General features: G+C 53.8%; 16 protein-coding genes. 11 read left to right on the top strand and 5 right to left on the bottom strand.

Translation table 11 applies throughout. From position 1 onward, the window contains the following. Positions 1–19: 19 nt before the first annotated feature. A complete protein-coding gene (locus HVE01_RS02655; RefSeq protein ID WP_146942234.1) occupies positions 20–1,036 on the bottom strand; it encodes a substrate-binding domain-containing protein in 1,017 nt (338 codons plus the stop codon). Between the two features lie 309 nt (positions 1,037–1,345). On the opposite strand from HVE01_RS02655, the gene HVE01_RS02650 reads away from it, so the two are divergent. The 6 genes from HVE01_RS02650 (at position 1,346) to rph (ending at position 8,262) form a co-directional block, all read left to right on the top strand. Next, positions 1,346–2,329, top strand: a complete 984-nt coding sequence (locus HVE01_RS02650) for a substrate-binding domain-containing protein (RefSeq protein ID WP_038486436.1) — start codon at positions 1,346–1,348, stop codon at positions 2,327–2,329. A 76-nt stretch (positions 2,330–2,405) separates the two neighbouring features. Then, entirely contained in the window at positions 2,406–3,893 is a 1,488-nt protein-coding gene (locus tag HVE01_RS02645) for a sugar ABC transporter ATP-binding protein (protein ID WP_198350371.1), read from the top strand. Beyond that, positions 3,886–4,884, top strand: coding sequence for an ABC transporter permease (locus HVE01_RS02640; RefSeq protein WP_125753224.1), 999 nt, complete (start codon positions 3,886–3,888; stop codon positions 4,882–4,884). Before HVE01_RS02645 ends, HVE01_RS02640 begins: the two co-directional genes overlap by 8 nt. Beyond that, the gene (locus tag HVE01_RS02635; protein ID WP_125753227.1) at positions 4,881–5,873 is read left to right on the top strand and encodes an ABC transporter permease; all 993 of its coding nucleotides are present in this window, start codon (positions 4,881–4,883) and stop codon (positions 5,871–5,873) included. The genes HVE01_RS02640 and HVE01_RS02635 overlap by 4 nt, the downstream gene beginning before the upstream one ends. A gap of 13 nt (positions 5,874–5,886) precedes the next feature. Beyond that, entirely contained in the window at positions 5,887–7,443 is a 1,557-nt protein-coding gene (locus HVE01_RS02630) for an FGGY family pentulose kinase (protein WP_146942232.1), read from the top strand. 81 nt (positions 7,444–7,524) lie between these two features. Continuing rightward, positions 7,525–8,262 (top strand): ribonuclease PH, encoded by a 738-nt coding sequence (gene rph / locus HVE01_RS02625; RefSeq protein ID WP_038479800.1) that lies wholly within the window; start codon positions 7,525–7,527, stop codon positions 8,260–8,262. Positions 8,263–8,361: 99 nt separating this feature from the next. On the opposite strand, the gene HVE01_RS02620 is transcribed toward rph, so the two are convergent. Further along, positions 8,362–9,129: an exodeoxyribonuclease III gene (locus HVE01_RS02620; RefSeq protein WP_125753236.1), complete on the bottom strand. Its 768-nt coding sequence runs from the start codon at positions 9,127–9,129 to the stop codon at positions 8,362–8,364. 152 nt (positions 9,130–9,281) lie between these two features. On the opposite strand from HVE01_RS02620, the gene pyrE reads away from it, so the two are divergent. Beyond that, positions 9,282–9,947: an orotate phosphoribosyltransferase gene (gene pyrE, locus HVE01_RS02615; protein WP_083007769.1), complete on the top strand. Its 666-nt coding sequence runs from the start codon at positions 9,282–9,284 to the stop codon at positions 9,945–9,947. Between the two features lie 9 nt (positions 9,948–9,956). Here pyrE and HVE01_RS02610 read toward each other — a convergent pair whose 3' ends face one another. Then, positions 9,957–10,433, bottom strand: a complete 477-nt coding sequence (locus HVE01_RS02610) for a tRNA (cytidine(34)-2'-O)-methyltransferase (RefSeq protein ID WP_146942230.1) — start codon at positions 10,431–10,433, stop codon at positions 9,957–9,959. Positions 10,434–10,689: 256 nt separating this feature from the next. Between HVE01_RS02610 and rep the strand changes: the two genes are divergently transcribed. After that, a complete protein-coding gene (gene rep, locus HVE01_RS02605) occupies positions 10,690–12,759 on the top strand; it encodes a DNA helicase Rep (protein ID WP_146942228.1) in 2,070 nt (689 codons plus the stop codon). 95 nt (positions 12,760–12,854) lie between these two features. Here the strand turns inward: rep and HVE01_RS02600 are convergent, their stop codons facing one another. Next, positions 12,855–13,718, bottom strand: coding sequence for a c-type cytochrome (locus HVE01_RS02600; RefSeq protein WP_125753247.1), 864 nt, complete (start codon positions 13,716–13,718; stop codon positions 12,855–12,857). Positions 13,719–13,941: 223 nt separating this feature from the next. Beyond that, positions 13,942–14,856 carry a GNAT family N-acetyltransferase gene (locus HVE01_RS02595; protein WP_125753249.1) on the bottom strand — a complete coding sequence of 305 codons (915 nt, stop codon included), beginning with the start codon at positions 14,854–14,856 and terminating at the stop codon, positions 13,942–13,944. A 49-nt stretch (positions 14,857–14,905) separates the two neighbouring features. Between HVE01_RS02595 and HVE01_RS02590 the strand changes: the two genes are divergently transcribed. The 3 genes from HVE01_RS02590 to HVE01_RS02580 all read left to right on the top strand — a co-directional run bounded on the left by HVE01_RS02590 (position 14,906) and on the right by HVE01_RS02580 (position 17,723). Further along, complete coding sequence (locus tag HVE01_RS02590) at positions 14,906–15,565, top strand: response regulator transcription factor (protein ID WP_125753252.1); 660 nt, start codon at positions 14,906–14,908, stop codon at positions 15,563–15,565. A gap of 25 nt (positions 15,566–15,590) precedes the next feature. Then, entirely contained in the window at positions 15,591–17,003 is a 1,413-nt protein-coding gene (locus HVE01_RS02585) for an ATP-binding protein (RefSeq protein ID WP_146942226.1), read from the top strand. Between the two features lie 102 nt (positions 17,004–17,105). Then, the gene (locus HVE01_RS02580; RefSeq protein ID WP_125753258.1) at positions 17,106–17,723 is read left to right on the top strand and encodes a CBS domain-containing protein; all 618 of its coding nucleotides are present in this window, start codon (positions 17,106–17,108) and stop codon (positions 17,721–17,723) included. Positions 17,724–17,817: the final 94 nt, after the last annotated feature.

The following is a 17,817-nucleotide window of genomic DNA, read 5'->3' as shown; positions in this document are numbered from 1 at the left end:
TGCTGTGCGAGGGCGCGCATCAAACACCTATTATTTCTGGCTGAACCTCTATGAGCAGACTGGGGTCCTGCGGCGGGGTATCAATCAGTTCGAAGACGCAGTCAATCATCTCAATTACATTTTGCCGAACCATCATCAAGCGCGGATGAAAGGCAGCGGCAAGCGGATCCCAGTCAAAACATCCAAAAATAATGTCATCTAGATAATAGCCATTTAGCTGCAACCCACGAACGACGCCCTCAAGAGAAATCGTCGAGTTGACGAACATAGCACTGGGCAGAGTAGAACAATTACGCATGTATGTTTCCAGCGCAGCCTGGGACTTATCGGCAGCATAATCGCAGGGGAGGATATTCTTTTCCGCCGTCGCCAGCCCCATTTCCGCTCTGGCTTGCTTGAAGCCGGCAATACGCTCGCGGGTATTGTGATCCTCATCACGACCGCCAATAAATAGCACAGGGTCATCACTGCGCTTCTCTTTGGCAAGGCGGTTGAGGATGGCGTGGGTAAGCTGTCGCGCGCCTTCACGGTTATTGGAAATAACCGATGGTGCTTTACTGCCTGGAAGGTCGAGATTAATGCTTTGCACGCCGCTCTCGGCACACATCTGCGCAATCGTATCTGGATCCGTTGCCCCGGTGCATACCAGGCACTCGACACGGTAAGCAAGCATCATACGGGCGGCTTCACACTCTTGCTTGGGATCTCGATTCGTACACGAAACAATCGCAAACAGCCCCCGCCGACGCGCTTCCGATTCGAAGTGTTGGGCTATCGAACTGAAATAGCGGTTGTCGTACAGCGGCAGGATCATGCCAATGATACCTGAGCGCTCGCGCCGCAAAGCACGGGCCTGCATGTTGGCCGAGTAGCCCTCCGACTGGGCGAGCGAAAGAATTTTGCTGGCAAGCTTCTTACTGATACGTCGGCGCTGCCATGTGCCGTTGAGCACGGCACTGACAGTACTGGGCGATGTTTCTGCCAACCTCGCCAGGTCGTAAATAGTCAGCCGCTTGGATGAAGAATTGCTAACCACGTGGCAGCTCCTTGCAATTAGATAAAAGTAGCATTGACGTGATGATGCATTAGATCAATCCTACGCTATGCACAACCGATTGTGCATTGTTGATTAAATGACAATAGCGATGACGCATCGCTTAGGTACCACTCAACGTATCCAGCACTGTGTAACGTTTTTATGCATTAAATCCCTATGTATTGTGACGCTATGAAGAGCCTGCGCCGTTTCATTTGACCATGGCGCAACGTACAGCAGCATTATTAAAGCGCTTCAATGCACTCTATTCCACTGATTGGGTCAGCCAACAGCAAGCAGGAAATCACAATGAAATACAAAGCACTTCTTACCGCAGCTACGCTAACAGGCATTATCGGCAGCACCGGCGCAATGGCTCAGGAGTCTCCTACAATTGCCGTGGTCGCCAAGGTCGGTGGCATCCCTTGGTTCAATGCTATGGAAATGGGCATTGAACAAATGGGTGAAGAGCTTGGCGTAGAAGCCTATATGGTGGGTCCCACCAGTGCTGACCCCGCCCTGCAGGTACGCGCAATAGAAGATCTAATCAGCCGTGGCGTTGATGTCATCGGTGTTGTCCCGAATGATCGTGAGGTTCTTGAGCCGGTATTGGAACGGGCACGTGATCAGGGAATTATCGTCCTGACTCATGAAAGCCCTGAATCGATCAACATCGACTACGACTTTGAAATGATTTCAGCGCAGCAGTTAGGTGAAGAGCACGCCAAGCTATTGGCTGACACTACCGGCTGCGAAGGCTCTTATGCTGTTTACGTCGGCGGCCTCAGCGTGCCCGCGCACAACGCCTGGGCCGATGCGGCCGTGAACTGGCTTGATGATAACTGCTCGGGCTTGACCCAAGCTGCTGATCGTTTCGGCGTTGCCGAAAGCGTCGACGATAGCCGCAACACCACCCTGGACTTACTGCGTGCCCACGAAGACTTAGCCGGAATCATGTCGTTTGGCAGCCAGGGAACCATCGGCGCGGCGCGGGCCGTGAAAGAGCGTGGTCTGGAAGGGGACGTAGCGGTCATGGGCCTTTTCTCTCCAGGTCAGGGCCGTCGCTTAGTGCATGAAGGCGTGATTACTGGTGGTTTCCAGTGGAGTCCCTTGGAGGCAGGCAAAGCATTCGTTGCCCTGGGCGAGATGCTCTATAACGGCGAAGAGATTACCGATGGTGCCGACTTGCCGGTACTGGGTGAAGTTACCCTGGACGGCAAAACCATCTTTGCCTCACAGCCACTCAAGCTGAGCAAAGATAGCGTAGATGAGTTGGCAGAACTCGGCCTGTAAAACCGCCCTGCTTGATCGTGTAGAGACTGCCGCGCTCCTGAAGAGCGCGGCAGTGATGTTAAGAAAGGAGCCTCCAATGGGCGATATCGCGATTCGAGCACGCCACGTCAGCAAAGTTTTCGGACAAAGCCGCGTCCTCAACGATGTCGAATTCGAACTTCGCCGGGGTGAGGTGCTTTGCCTTGCGGGTGAAAACGGTTGTGGCAAAAGTACGCTCATTAAAATTATCAACGGTGTTTACAAGCCTGAACCCGGCATAGAGTTCACGTTTGGCGATGAAACTCTCTCTGCCATTAGTCCGAAAGAGGCACGCAGCCGGGGTATTCATGTTATCTGGCAAGACCTTGCGCTGTTTCCGCACTTAACCGTCGCTGAAAATATCGTCTTTGATGATTACGTTGCTAAGCCTTGGCGACCTATTTCCTATAAAGCTGCACTGACCCAATCCCGTGAGATCATTCAGCAGTTTGGCCTCGACCTGGATCCCATGGCCCGTGTTGAAGATCTCTCAATTGCCCATCGTCAACTGGTGGCGATTTGTCGCGTGTTGCGTGCTGGGGCCAGTATTATTTTTATGGATGAGCCCACTGCCTCGCTTACCTATAAAGAGGTGCAGACGCTGCTGGGCATTACCCGCTCGCTGGCGGCGAAAGGCATTTCCATTGTATTGGTCAGCCACCGGCTGGTGGAAGTGTTGGAGGTATGCCAACGCGTCACTGTGCTCCGCAACGGGGAGCTGGTCGGCACCTACCCCACCGAAGGGATGACCCAAGCACGGCTTTCAACCTTGATGACCGGGCTTGAACTTGAACAGACCCCTCGTGCTGAAACACACAAAGGCGCCCCGGTACTGGAGCTTAAAAACTTAAGTCGTGAAGGGGAGTTTGAAAACATCTCTTTCACCCTGCATCGCGGTGAAATTCTCGGTCTGACGGGTTTGCTGGGTGCAGGGCGTACCGAAATAGCTCATACAATTTTCGGGATGACACAACCCACTTCAGGGCAGTTGCTAAAAGAGGGGCAGCCGCTGACACTACACTCCAACCGCGATGCCGTGCGCCATCGAATTGCCTATCTCTCTGAAGATCGACTCAATCTTGGCTTGGTGCAAAACCAGTCCATCGCTATGAACACCGCAGTGACCGTACTACCAAGTCTGGAAAAACCGCGCTTTTTTCTTTCCCCTCAACGTATCAAGGCGCTGACCGCTCACTGGATAGAACAGCTTAAAACCAAGGTGAGTGACGCCGAGCTGGCGGTCTCTTCACTTTCCGGTGGCAACCAACAACGCATCGCGCTCGCTAAATGGCTGGCCACTGAACCCGACGTTCTCATTCTTGATTGCCCCACTATCGGCGTCGATGTCGGCGCTAAAGCCGGTATTTTCGACATCATTAGGGATCTTGCCGATCAGGGCATGGCCATCATTCTGATTTCGGATGAGGCGGGGGAAATCTGGATGAACGCTGACCGGGCGCTTGTACTGCGCGAGGGGCGCATCTACTCCGAGGTCATACCTGCGGAGACTACGGAAGAAGCGCTGGAGGCGATCATCAATGCATAAACGACTGCTAAACAGAAGGCTCAGCACAGAGGGGACGCTCTTTTGTATTCTCATGTTGCTGTGCGTGGTGTTGGCACTAGCCACTGACAGCTTTCTCAGCTTTCAAAACCTGTTCGACCTGCTTAACAATCAGTCAGTCAATATCATCTTTGCGGTTGGTCTGGTCGTCGTTCTGATTGCGGGGGGGATAGATATTTCCTTCGCAGTGGCGGCATCCGTGGTGCAGTACGTGGTGTTGTCACTGCTGATGAATTACCTGGGTGGGGGTAACTGGTTACTTGGCATCCTACTTTCGATGTTGGTTGGCATGCTGCTGGGACTCTTCAATGCACTGCTGATCCATCGCTTCCGAATCGTGTCGATCATCGTCACCATCGGCACCTTTAACCTGTTTTTCGGCCTTTTGATGTACTTCACCAGCGGAGTCTCCATCTACGATATTCCCGATTGGCTCTACTACTCCGTTCCGCTGCTTGATCTACCTGCCGAACGCGGATCAGCCACACTCTACTTACCTGCAGCAGTGATGGTGGTGATGGTGATCTTTACTTGGTTCATGTTGGCCCGTACCGGTTTTGGGCGTGCTCTCTACGGTTTCGGTTCAAGCCCTGAGTCAGCTCGCCGCTCTGGGGTTAGCGCCTGGAAAATTCATGCCTTTGCCTACGGCTGGCTGGGGCTATGCGCGGGAATGGCGGGTCTGATGCAAGCGCATATCGTACAAGAGGTTGTGCCCAACGCCTTAATCGGCCAGGAGTTACCGATTTTAGCGGCGGTCGTACTCGGCGGCGCGACCCTGGGTGGCGGGCGCGGCTCAGTGCTCGGTGCCGTGCTCGGGGTACTGCTTCTCGCCGTTGTCCAAAACGGCTTAAACCTGCTGGGTGTTACTCCCTATGCCTTCCGTATGATTGTCGGGCTGATCATCTTGATTGCGATCACCACCAGCAACCTTGGCAACCTGTTGCCCCGCACTACCAAGGCGAGGAACGTATGAATAAGCGCCTGAATAAGCAACACTCCATGGCCGGGCTCCGCCTGGGAGGCGATACCATCGAAGTCATCGCCATGACGGCTCTGCTCATCGGCAGTATTGGGCTCTTCTCGCTACTGGCACCGGGTTTTCTGACCGCCACCAATTTTGGCTCGATGTCGATGCAGTTACCCGAGCTGGGGCTACTTTCACTGGCAATGCTACTGCCGATTATTTCTGGCGGCTTGAATCTCTCAGTGACCTTTACCGCCAATATCGCAGGGTTGATGACTGCCTGGCTGGTACAGGGGTTACTGGCGGGCATGGGCATACTAAGCGTTCCCATGGCGATTATCGCCGGGCTTGCCGTTGGCGCGGCAGCAGGCTTTTTGATTGGCGTTATCGTTGCCTATGTTGGCGCACATCCTATTTTAGTCTCGCTAGGCGCGATGATTTTTCTCCAAGGGGTAGGTGAGTTTTTAACCCGCGGTGGCGGTATTTCAGGCATGCCAGAGGTATTTCAAACCATCGGCAGCGGCAGCTTTTTAGGCATTCCCATCCCCATGCTGATCTTTCTCGCCGCTGCCGCAGGATTGATCTACATCATGCATTTCACCCGCACTGGCTTTTCAATTTATATGCTGGGCTCCAACCCTCGCGCGACGGAGTACTCAGGCATTAACGTCAAGCGTGTGCTGATCACCGTCTACACGATTTCCGGCATTCTGGCAGGGTTAGCAGGCATGGTGATGCTCGCCCGCTTTAACTCTGTACGTGTCGGCCATGGCGAGAGTTATCTCCTGATTACGGTGCTGGCCTGTTTCCTGGCTGGGGCGAACCCCTTTGGTGGTTTTGGCCGCGTACTGCCACTGGTGTTGGGCTTGATGAGCCTGCAGGTAATCGCCTCGGGAATGAACCTGATGGGCGCCAGCCAGCATCTGGCCACCGCAGTATGGGGGGCTTTTCTAATTATTGTAATGGCACTGCGTATGCCATTTATCAAACAGTCTTGAGTAAGGTTTTCCCATGAGTCATCAAGAACACGTTCTAGGCATCGATATTGGTACTGGCAGCGCCCGGGCGGGCATTTTCACCTCGGATGGTGTGATGCTAGCCGAAGCAAAAACATCGATTGCAATGCATCGCCCTGTCGAGCATCACGTGGAGCAGAGTTCAACGGATATCTGGCGCGCGGTATGCAGTGCAACCCAGCGCGCCCGCGAGTCAGCCGGTGTGACGTCCGATTCCATCACCAGTATGTCAGTAAGCGCCACCTGTTCGTTGGTGCTCCTTGATAAGCAGGATAAGCCGCTAGCGCTCTCTCCAGGTGATGAAGCATGGAATATCATTGTATGGATGGATCACCGAGCCACCGCAGAAGCCGCTGAGTGCACGGCTACCCACGCAGCGCCGCTACGTAACCTGGGTGGCGTCATGTCTCCCGAGATGCAGATGCCTAAACTCATGTGGTTGAAGCGGCACCGGCCCGAGCTTTACGCCCAGATTGGCTACGCGGGTGATCTAGGCGACTGGCTTGGCTTTAAGTGCACCGGTTCTGTTGAGCGCTCAGTCTGCATGCTCTCCTGCAAGTGGACGTTTGACCCTCGCCCTGGTCATGGCTGGGACCACGACTTTCTAAAACAGATTGATATGCAGGATGTAATCGAGTGCGCTCGCCTGCCTGAACAAGCCCTTCCGGTGGGCGTAGCACTTGGGCAGTTGACCGAAGAAGCCGCCAATGACTTGGGGCTAACGACTCAATGTACCTTCGCAGTGGGCATGATTGATGCCTATGCCGGTGCGCTTGGCACACTAGGCAGAAGCCTCACGGATGCTCCCGAACGCCGCCTTGCCGTGATTGGCGGCACCTCCACCTGTCATATCGGCGCCCTGCCAGAACGCCGCGAGGTACCCGGTGTGTGGGGTCCCTATCCGGGGGCGCTATGCGATGGTTTTGTCGCCAACGAAGGGGGGCAAAGCATTACCGGTGCTCTTCTGGATCACCTCGCAGCACTATTTTCAGCCAGCAGTGAATTTGGCGACGACCTTCACGGCGCGTTATCGGCAACGCTGCTCGAGCGCTTGGCATCCGGCGACCCAGCTCCTGATACCCATGTTTGCCCTGACTTTATTGGCAACCGCTCGCCCTTGGCGGATCCAGACATTCGCGGCACCATCACGGGGTTGACCCTTGATACGCCTCGCGAGAGCTTCATCAAGGTCTATTGGGCGGCAGCCACCTCACTGGTTTACGGCACCCGCGCCATCATAGAACGTATGAATGCCCATGGTTATGCCATCGATACCCTGCACCTCAGCGGTGGCCATGGACGTTCACCACTGCTGCGCAAGCTCTATGCCGACGGTACCGGTTGTCGGGTTGTACTCGCGGATGCGCCGGAACCCGTACTCCTTGGGGTAGCCGTGGCGGCCCTGGCTGCCCAGGCCAATGGTGAGGTTCTTAGCGTTGCCAATGGCCTCACCCCAGGTGAACACGTATTAGAGCCTGATATAGCAATGCACGAGCTGCACACGTCGCGTTATGCCGCTTTCAAGAAGCTATACGCAGGACGTCTCGACTAACGCTAGATGTTAAGCGAATCAGCGTACTCACAGACGTGTACAATAGTGGGCTTTCCCACTGTTAAATTGATGTGAGGTGCTATGCGTCCTGATGTTGTTCGCCCTAGCGGTCGTGAAGCCGACCAGCTTCGTGAAATTCGCATAACCCGCGATTACACTCGCCATGCAGAAGGTTCGGTACTGGTCGAGTTTGGCGATACCAAGGTGCTGTGTAATGCGAGCGTAGAAGCGGGCGTACCGCGCTGGCTGCGTGGTAAAAATCAGGGTTGGATCACCGCTGAGTACGGCATGCTGCCCCGTGCCACTCATACCCGCAGTGGCCGTGAAGCGACGCGCGGTAAACAGGGTGGCCGGACGCTAGAAATTCAGCGCTTGATCGGCCGTAGCCTGCGCGCGTCAGTGAACTTGAAGAAGTTGGGTGAATTCACCATTACCGTGGATTGCGATGTGATCCAGGCCGACGGTGGCACCCGTACCGCGTCGATTACCGGTGGCTGCGTGGCGCTGGTGGATGCCATTCGCTATCTGCAGCGTGAGAAGAAGATTAAAGGTGACCCCTTTAAACAGCTGGTTAGCGCGATTTCGGTGGGTATTTATAAAGGCGTGCCGGTACTAGATCTGGACTACCCGGAAGATAGCAAAGCCGACACCGATCTGAACGTGGTGATGACTGAAAGCGGCGAGCTGATCGAGGTGCAGGGTACTGCAGAGTCGGGCGCGTTCAACCGTACTGAACTGAATGCGATGCTTGATCTGGCGGAGAAAGCGGGCTCCGAGCTACGCGAAAAACAGCGCGAAGCACTGGGTATTCGTGGCTAAGGCGTTACTTGGCGAATAACTTACGCGCTTACGCAAACAGGCCAGCTTTTAAGCTGGCCTGTTGCTGAGACGGGTAACGCGACGCGGGAAAGTGAGCGCTTACAGCGCTAAGTCATACTCAACGATCAGCGGTGCGAACTCAGAGAAGGTCGCATCGTAATCAATCCACGCGTCGACCACATGGCGACGGAAGTTGGGGCCGACTAGTTGGTAGTCGATCCGCCAGCCTTCTTGGCGCTCACGGGGCACGTCTTGGTCGAGCTTTGGCCACCAGGTGTATTCACCCGCGTCGCGATTAATTTCGCGGAAGGTGTCGATAAAGCCGGTTGGGCCAAGCACCTGATCCATCCAGGCACGCTCTTCAGGGCGGAAACCAGAGGTAAGCTGATTGTCCGACCAGTTGGCCAAATCAATGGTCTTATGGGCAATATGCCAAGTACCACAGATGATGTATTCACGGCGTTTGCGCGACATCTTCGTCAGATACTCTTGATACTGCTCCATAAACGCCTGTTTGGCTTTTTGATCACTTCCATCAGGCATCAAGAAAGTGGCGATACTGAAGCGGTCATAATCCGCCTGCAGAAAGCGCCCTTCGTGATCGCACTGAGGGAACCCAAGGCCGTACATAATCGCCTTGGGAATTTTGCGGCAATAAAGTGCCACACCGGAGAAACCATCTTCTTCTGCATCCAGAAAGTAGCCTTCGTAGCCTTCCGGATAGAGAATATAGTCGTCCAGTTCAAAACTTTTTGCCTTGATGTTCTGCACGCAGATCACGTCGGCATCCTGCTGAGCCAGCCAGTCCAGGAAGCCACGGTCGACGGCATCACGTATACCATTGACATTGATGCTGGCAATTTTCATAAATCGTCCCTTTTGCGTCGCTGCTGTATGATACCCGACGTTTAGACGTTTGGGTAAATAGACAAACCAAATCTTGCTATTTAACCCCGTTTTATTGTTGCGTTTACTTAGATTCCTATTACTTTCATTCCTATCGACAAGAGAAAAACACCGTGGCCACCACTCTACAACCCTATCAGCGCGATTTCATTGCCTTCGCTATTGAGCAGGGCGTGCTCAAGTTTGGCGAGTTCACGCTAAAGTCGGGGCGAGTAAGCCCTTACTTTTTTAATGCCGGCCTGTTTCAAACCGGCCGTGCCTTGGCCAAGTTAGGCCGATTTTACGCCCAGGCGATTGTCGATAGTGGCCTGCAGGCGGATGTGCTGTTTGGCCCAGCCTATAAAGGGATTCCCTTGGCGGCGGTCACCGCCGCGGCCTTAGCCGACCACCACGACCGCGATATGCCCTACGCGTTTAATCGTAAAGAAGCCAAAACCCACGGTGAAGGCGGCAATATTGTCGGCGCGCCACTGGCCGGCGATATTTTGATCATTGATGACGTCATTACGGCCGGTACGGCGATCCGTGAAGTGATGAGCCTGATTGAGCAAAGCGGTGCCCGCGCGGGCGGCGTCATTATCGCGCTAGATCGCCAAGAGCGCGGCCAGGGTGAGCAAAGCGCTATCCAGGAGGTCCAGGCTCAGTACGGCATGCCGGTTGTCAGTATTGTCACCTTAGAGCAAGTGCTTACTTACCTTGAAGAGCATGCTGGCGGCGAAATGCTGGCTTACGCCGAGGCCGTGCGCGCTTATCGCGACCGCTACGGCATCACGGGCTAGTCGCTGAACCTATTGTTCACTGCCTAATGCGCCAGCATAGCCTTGCTGGCGCCACGCTTCATAGCTAACGATGGCCACCGCATTGGAAAGGTTCAAACTACGGTTATTGGGCTGCATGGGGATGCGCAGCTTGTGCTCTTCTGGCAGCGCAGCGTGTACCTGGGGTGAAAGCCCCGCGGTTTCTGAACCGAACAGCAATACGTCGCCCGGAGCGAAGGTCGCGTCACTGTGAGCACGGCTACCTTTGGTAGTAATCGCCCATAGTGTGCGCCCCTGCATCGCCGCTTGAAACGCCGTAAAATCGGCATGGCGGGTAACATTGTTGAGATCGCGGTAATCTAGCCCGGCGCGCCGCAGCTTTTTCTCTTCGAGATCAAAGCCCAGCGGTTCAATTAAATGTAATCGGCAGCCATTGTTAGCCACCAGGCGCATAATGTTACCCGTGTTGGGTGCCATACGCGGTTCAAATAGCGCTACTTCAAACATTACCACCTGCCTATTACTAACTCATTGTGCGTTCGCCCAGCGCCGCTGATTGTAATGGAATTTGCCTAGGAAGCCTTTGATTAATGTGATGAGCGCAGGCCAGACAAGGCAAAAATCAACAAAAAAGCGGAGTTTACGGGTTGTAAATGAGCATTTTGATCGGACTCGCGCACGAGGCGATTTTTAACGCAGTATGGCAAAGCGTAATAGTTAATCAAAGGTTTTCCAGAAACACTTGTAGAGGTCACCCTTAACCATGACGCCCCAACCGCCAAAGAGCATTCTTAGCCGCATTAAAGGGCTAAACCCGCGCCAGCAGGAAGCGGTGCGCTATATCGATGGCCCCTGTTTGGTCTTGGCGGGCGCCGGGTCTGGTAAAACCAGCGTTATTACCACCAAAATTGCCTATCTGGTGCAAGAGTGCGGCATGAGCGCGCGCAAAATAGCGGCGGTTACCTTTACCAATAAGGCCGCCCGGGAGATGAAAGAGCGCGTTGGGCAAATGCTGAAGGGCAAAGAGGGCCACGGGCTAACGGTATCGACGTTTCACAATCTGGGCCTGAATATTATCCGCGGCGAGCTGAAAACGCTGGGCTACAAGCCGGGCTTTTCGTTGTTCGACCCGGAAGATGCCAAAGCACTGCTGCGCGATTTGATGAACAAAGATGCTCAGGTAGACGCTGAGCAGATCAATGCCGTGCAAGCCAAAATATCCACGTGGAAGAACGATTTAGTGCTGCCCAGTGATGCGCTTTCGTTTGCCGCGGATGATGACGAGCACTTTGCCGCACGGGTTTATGAAGCTTACGTTCGCCACTTGAAAGCCTATAACGCGGTGGATTTCGACGACCTAATTCTGCTACCGGTGGTGCTCCTGCAACGCGATCCAGAAGCACTGGCCCGCTGGCGGAACAAAATCCACTACATGCTAGTGGATGAGTACCAGGACACTAACGTTTCCCAGTACCTGTTGGTGAAACTGCTGATGGCGGAGCGGGCTACCTTTACCGTGGTCGGTGACGACGATCAGTCGATCTACGCGTGGCGCGGCGCACGGCCCGAAAACCTAGTGACCCTTGGCGAAGACTTTCCACGCCTGAAAGTGGTTAAGCTGGAGCAGAATTACCGCTCGACCGGCACTATTCTGCGCGCGGCCAACACGTTAATTGCCAATAACCCGCACGTTTACGATAAAACCCTATGGTCGGATATGGGCGATGGCGCACCTATCCGAGTCATCGTCAACCGCCATGAAGAGGCGGAGTCTGAGCGGGTAGCCAGCGAAATTCTGACTCGGCGCATTAAAGAGAAGGCCGAATGGCGAGATTTTGCAGTGCTCTACCGGGGTAATTTTCAGGCACGTTTATTAGAGCTCAAGCTGCAGCACTACCAAATTCCCTACAAGCTTTCCGGTGGTACGTCGTTTTTCTCTCGCAACGAGATCAAGGACACCATGGCCTATCTGCGGCTGTTAATTAACCCCGCCGATGACAATGCCTTTTTACGCATTGTGAACGTGCCCCGCCGTGAAATCGGCCCCGGCACGCTGGAAAAGCTGGCCAACTATGCAACAGAACGCTCTATTTCGCTGTTTGCTGCCTGCCACGAACTGGGGTTAGAGCAAACGCTGCCAACTCGGGCCGTGGAGCGGCTTTCTCGCTTTACCCACTTTATTGATGGCGTGCGTAAGCGTATGGATCAAGACGATGCCATCGCAGCCATTCGCGATATGCTACGCGATATGGATTACGAAGCCTGGCTGTACCAAAACGCCAGTGCCCCGACTGTCGCCGAACGACGCATGGCCAACGTATGGATTTTGATTGATCAGCTAGAAAAGTCGCTAAACCGCGACCCCGAAGATGCTGATGATTCCACTGCGACGGAAACCGATGGCGTTGAAGCTGCTATTTCGCGCCTTGTACTGCGGGATATTCTTGAGCAACAGGCCGAAGAAGACGACTCCGATCGTGTGCAACTACTCACTATGCATGCCTCGAAAGGGCTCGAGTTTCCCCATGTGTATTTGATGGGCTTAGAGGAAGACTTATTGCCCCACCGTAACGCTATTGAAATGGAGACGGTAGAAGAAGAGCGCCGCTTAGCTTATGTCGGTATCACCCGGGCAAGACGCACACTAACACTGACGCTAGCCCGCCAGCGTAAAGCGTATGGTGAACTGATGGATTGCCAGCCCAGCCGCTTTTTAGACGAACTGCCCGCTGATGATTTGGAGTGGGAGGGACGCGCCGATAAAGAAGACCCCGAGAAAAAGCAGGCACGCGGGCAAAACGCGATTGCCGGGCTACGTTCTCTGTTGGGTTAACGGCAAGTAAGAAAAAACAAAACACAAAAAAATATCCACAGGGGGTTTCAAAAACCGCCTGTGGATAAATTTAACAGCCATTATTACAAAATTGCTTATTGCACTGCTGAGACCATGTAATCAACAACGGCCATGATCTCTTCGTCAGAGGCACTACTACCACCGCGTGGCGGCATCACGCCTTTGCCGTTAAATACACTTTGATAGAGCGCATCGGTACCCTGCTCGATACGCGGGCCCCACGCTTCAGCATCACCTAGCTTGGGCGCGCCCGCTACACCGGCAGCATGGCAAGCCACACAGCCAGCACTGGCGTAAAGCGCTTCACCATCTAAACCGCTGCCACCACTAGAAGCTTCTTCTTCACTGGCAACTGCTGTCTCTTCGCTAGCTGCTTCTTCTTCACTAGCTGCAGCGTCAGTTGCCTCTTCACCGGCACCGCTATCCTCTGTCACGGCCGTATCGTCGCTGGCACCCTCTTCAGTCGCCTCAGCAGACGCTTCTTCTTCACCGCCCCCTAGCTCGGGAACTTCCATGACAGGCTCAACCATGTAAGCTACCGCCGCTTCCATCTCTTCGTCAGAAAGGTTGGGGTTGCCGCCTCGAGCAGGCATTGCACCAATACCGTTGATGGCATGCTCTAATAACGTGGCAAAGCCTTGCTCAGTACGTTCAGCCCATGCGGCTTCATCAGCACGCACCGGAGCGCCAGCAGCGCCAGTTTCGTGGCACGCCATACAAATACGGTTATAGATACCAGCGCCATCAATTTCACCACCGCCACTAGCGGCGGCCGGTGCTGCTGCGGTACCACAGTCTTGGCCTTGCAAGCAAAGTTGACCGACCGGCGCTAGGCGCTCAGCGATTGCGTCACGTGCTGCGTCTTGGGCATAAGCACCGGATGTGCCTGCCATGACGCCTAGGGCCGCCAGCCCGCTCATGATCAGCTTAGATTTCACTCTCACCACCTCTTGAGTTTTGTCATAAAACGTTTTGTGCTTAACCCCTGCGCGCGGCAGCGACATCATCAACCTGCGGCAACCGAGACGCCAAGACGTGCATATCGCATTAGTATACCGAGAACGCTAAGCGTAAGAAAATGCTACTAAGCGCGGCAATTCAACCTATGCCGTACTCTGAGCTTTATTCAGCAGTTTAAAAAAGGTGCCAACGATCGCCTAGTTAACACCAGGCCAGTAAACGCTGCTGAGCATAACGCGTAAACCCTGCCTGAGCATATATACGCTTTGCGGGGATATTCTGCGCATCAACGCTCAGCGTAATGTCCCTGGCTCCCGACTGGCTAGCCAACGCCTGCGCTTGTTGAATCATTGCCTTACCCATTCCCCCGCCACGCCACTCAGGCAACAGCCCCATCAACTGCAATGACCAACGCTGGGTCGTATGGTTAGGAGCAAGTAATAGTACGCCAACGGTTTCCCCCTGATGCCGCACTTGATACCAGTGCTCTGGAGCCTGCGGCGCTTGGTCATAAAATCCAGCAAGCAAGGTGTCAATGGTGAGCGCTTCACGAAGCCCTGGGCAGTCTAACGAGCCTTCACTGACGTTCGCTACCAGTGCCCGCTGTTGCGTAGGAGATAATTCAGCAAAGGGGCTTAGGGTTAGCAAGTTAGCGAGTGGCTGAACAGTTTGGCACTGCCATAGAAGGTGTTCCAGAGTGGCAAGTACCCGCATGTTATGGGCGACTAGTGGCGTTTCCCAGTGGGGCGCATCGTCGGCTAACGCCACATGACATAGCGCTATCGGTTGTTCGTTTACCCAGCCCTGCAAAGCTTTCAACAACGCATCAGTTGCCGAATTATGTTGCCTGGGCAACCAAAGCTTTGCCATTTGATTAGCCAGTGGCTGCACCCAAGCGGCGGATTCGATATGGCCCGCTTGGGTAGCTATCCAAAGGCCCTGCCAAACAGCGTCACAGCTAGCTTTTATGGTTGATAAGGCATGTTGTAATGCAGATTGCTGCGCAGGGTCATACACCGCAGCCAAATGCAGTAATGCTTCACGCCGTTGTTCAGGTGGGCACTGCTTTACTACGCAGGCTAAGGAGCGGTGGCCGAAAGAAGAATGACGTGTCATGTTACGTTCCTGAGTAGCCCGCCGTGAATGAAAGGAGTCATCCATCGATATGCGCATTTTACTGGTTGAGGACGACCCGAGTTTGGCGTTGGGGATTCGTATGGCGCTAAAACCTGAGCACTATACGGTAGATCATTTAGCCGATGGCAATAACGCGCTCCACGCGCTTAAAAATGAACCCTTTGATGCGGTTATCCTAGATCTTGGTTTGCCGACGATTGATGGCATGGAAGTGCTGCGCGCTATTCGTCAGCATGGCAGTCAGCTGCCGATTTTGGTTCTGACCGCCCGTGATGCGATGGATAACCGTATCGAAGGGTTGGATGCGGGTGCCGATGACTACCTTACTAAACCTTTCGAAGTAGCAGAATTAAAAGCACGTTTACGTGCTTTGTTGCGCCGTAGCCAAGGACAAACCAGCGGCTTGCTCGCCTGTCGTGGAATTAGCCTGGATCCACAGACCTTACAGGTGAGTTATCAGCATCAAATGATCACGCTTTCGCGCCGTGAGCTGACGCTACTGCAGGAATTTATGAGCCACCCAGGTCGTGTGTTCACCCGCGATACCTTAACGCGATTAGTCTATGGCTGGGAGGAAGATGTCGAAAGTAACGCTATCGAAGTGCATATTCACCATTTACGGCGAAAGCTGTTTCCTGAAGTCATCCGCACCGTAAGAGGGATCGGCTATGTTATGGATAAGTCGTAATGGTTAAATTGCCCAAGGCAAGCCTATGAGCTCTATTCGACAGCGCACCTTGGGGCTTGCGCTGCTTGTGTTTGGCACGAGCATGTTAGTGATTGGCTTTATTAGCTATCGCTATGCTGCCCATGAGATTGAAGAACTTCATGATGCTAGCCTGGCACAAAATGCCCGTTTGCTAGAAGGGCTACTACAGGCACCACTGCCTGATAGCGACCGTACGCTTTTATTAAATAGTGTGGAGGGTGCGCTGCTACGTGCCGAGCGCTCCGATAACCGTTTTGCAGGCCATCGCTATGAAAGCAAGCTGGCGTTTCAGCTTTGGGAAGGCGACCGCCTTTTGCTGCGTTCCGCCAGCGCCCCCGACACACCGCTTACCCAGCAACCTCCAGGTTATTCAACGCTGTCGGTAAACCAGCATGACTGGCGTATCTACGTTCTAGAAATTACTGGCACAGACAAACGTGTGGTGGTGGGCGAGCGAGAAGACGCGCGGAGTGAACTGATCAGTACAGTGGCACTACGCACCTTATTACCTGATCTTATTGGCCTACCGTTACTGACACTATTACTTTGGTGGTCGATCGGCTGGGGACTCGCTCCTTTATCACGAATGGCAGAGCAAATCCGCGCCCGCGATCCCCACCACCTAAAACCGCTGACGCTTCACCCACTTCCCCTTGAGCTAGAAACCATTTCTGGCGCCATAAACCGGCTGTTGGAACGACTCCGCCAACTGCGTATTCGCGAAAAACGCTTTATTGCCGATGCGGCTCACGAGCTACGCACCCCCTTGGCAGTACTTGATTTACATGCGCAAAATGCACTCACTGCTGATAACGCCGATGACCGAGAGGAAGCCCTGCACCACTTACGCAGCGGTGTGGCCCGTTCAACGCGGCTAGTCTCTCAGCTATTAACCCTGGCACGCCTAGACCCCGAAGAAGAACCATTACCCGAGTATCGCTGTTCCGATGTATTACATGAAACGCGCGAAACGTTGGCAAAGCTCTCTCCGCTAGCCGCAGAGCGACATCAACATCTATTACTGGACGCGGATGACTCAGCTAACTGGGCAATAGAAGAAGAACCCGGCGCTATCGAAACCCTGGTGCAAAATCTAGTCGGTAATGCCATTCAACACTCGCCTGCGCAAGGTACTATCACGGTCACACTTGAGGCATCGACAACAGACGTTATCGTCACTGTTGATGATCAAGGGCCCGGTATCCCTGCAGCGCAACGCAGCCGGGTGATGGAGCGTTTCCAACGTGCAGGGACTAGTGCTGGCGCGGGATTGGGGCTATCGATTGTCGAGCGCTTGGTCAAACGCCATCAAGGCAGCCTGCAACTCGATGACGCGCCAAATGGTGGGCTGCGCGTCCGCGCATCCTTTATCCGGGATGCCCTATCACAACGCCAGCCAAAAAATAATCGGCCATAAGAGAGCTGTTAAGATTCCCATAAGAATTCCGTGCAAGTGTGAAAGTACAAGATAGGCAATGCCGTTAACGACCTATCGATTCACATAACGGAGATTCCCTGAATGAATATGCTTGTCCACTCCCCCAAACCCCTTATCCAGTTCGGTGAAACGCCACTGCTTATCACGCCAACAGCAAAGCAGTTAACACCTGAAAGCCCTGCGCTGTCGGTGCTAACAGATTTTACTCAGGTCACGCCTCAGTCAGTATCCGCTGATATGCCCATCGACGATGCCCATTTAAAAATGCGCCATGGTGGTGTTCGCCTGTTGTTTGTGCTCGACAAAGCGAACCACTGCATTGGTGTGCTAACCGCCAAAGAAGTCATCGGAACACGGCGTATTAACTTGGCGATGCAGCAGAGAAACCTTGATCGTACGGAAATTACAGCCGATATGATTATGACGCCCTGGCAAAAACTTAGTGCGATGCCCTTTGAGCAACTTAACTCATTAACGATTGAAGACCTTGTGCTCTCCATGGAGCGTTTTACAGAACAGCACCTGTTGATTACTGAGCATAAACAAAATCAACCATTAAGCGTGCGCGGCATTATTTCTGCCACCGATATACAACACGCCATGGGCAATAAAGCCACGGTGCAGGTCACCTCTTCAACAGTGCCAACTGCTAGTAGCTTTGCCGATATTTGCAAAGTCATTACCGGGCACGATTTATAGTCTCGAAGACTAATTGGCCAAGTCCACCAATAGCCTTTACCAAAACGCCCCTTATCAATTGATAAGGGGCGTTTGTTTTACCTCTCTGAATTAA

Source organism: Vreelandella venusta, assembly GCF_007989605.1.
GTDB classification, from domain to species: Bacteria; Pseudomonadota; Gammaproteobacteria; order Pseudomonadales; family Halomonadaceae; genus Vreelandella; species Vreelandella venusta.
Note: the sequence above shows the minus strand (reverse complement) of the source record. Positions and strands in the feature narration are given on the sequence as shown.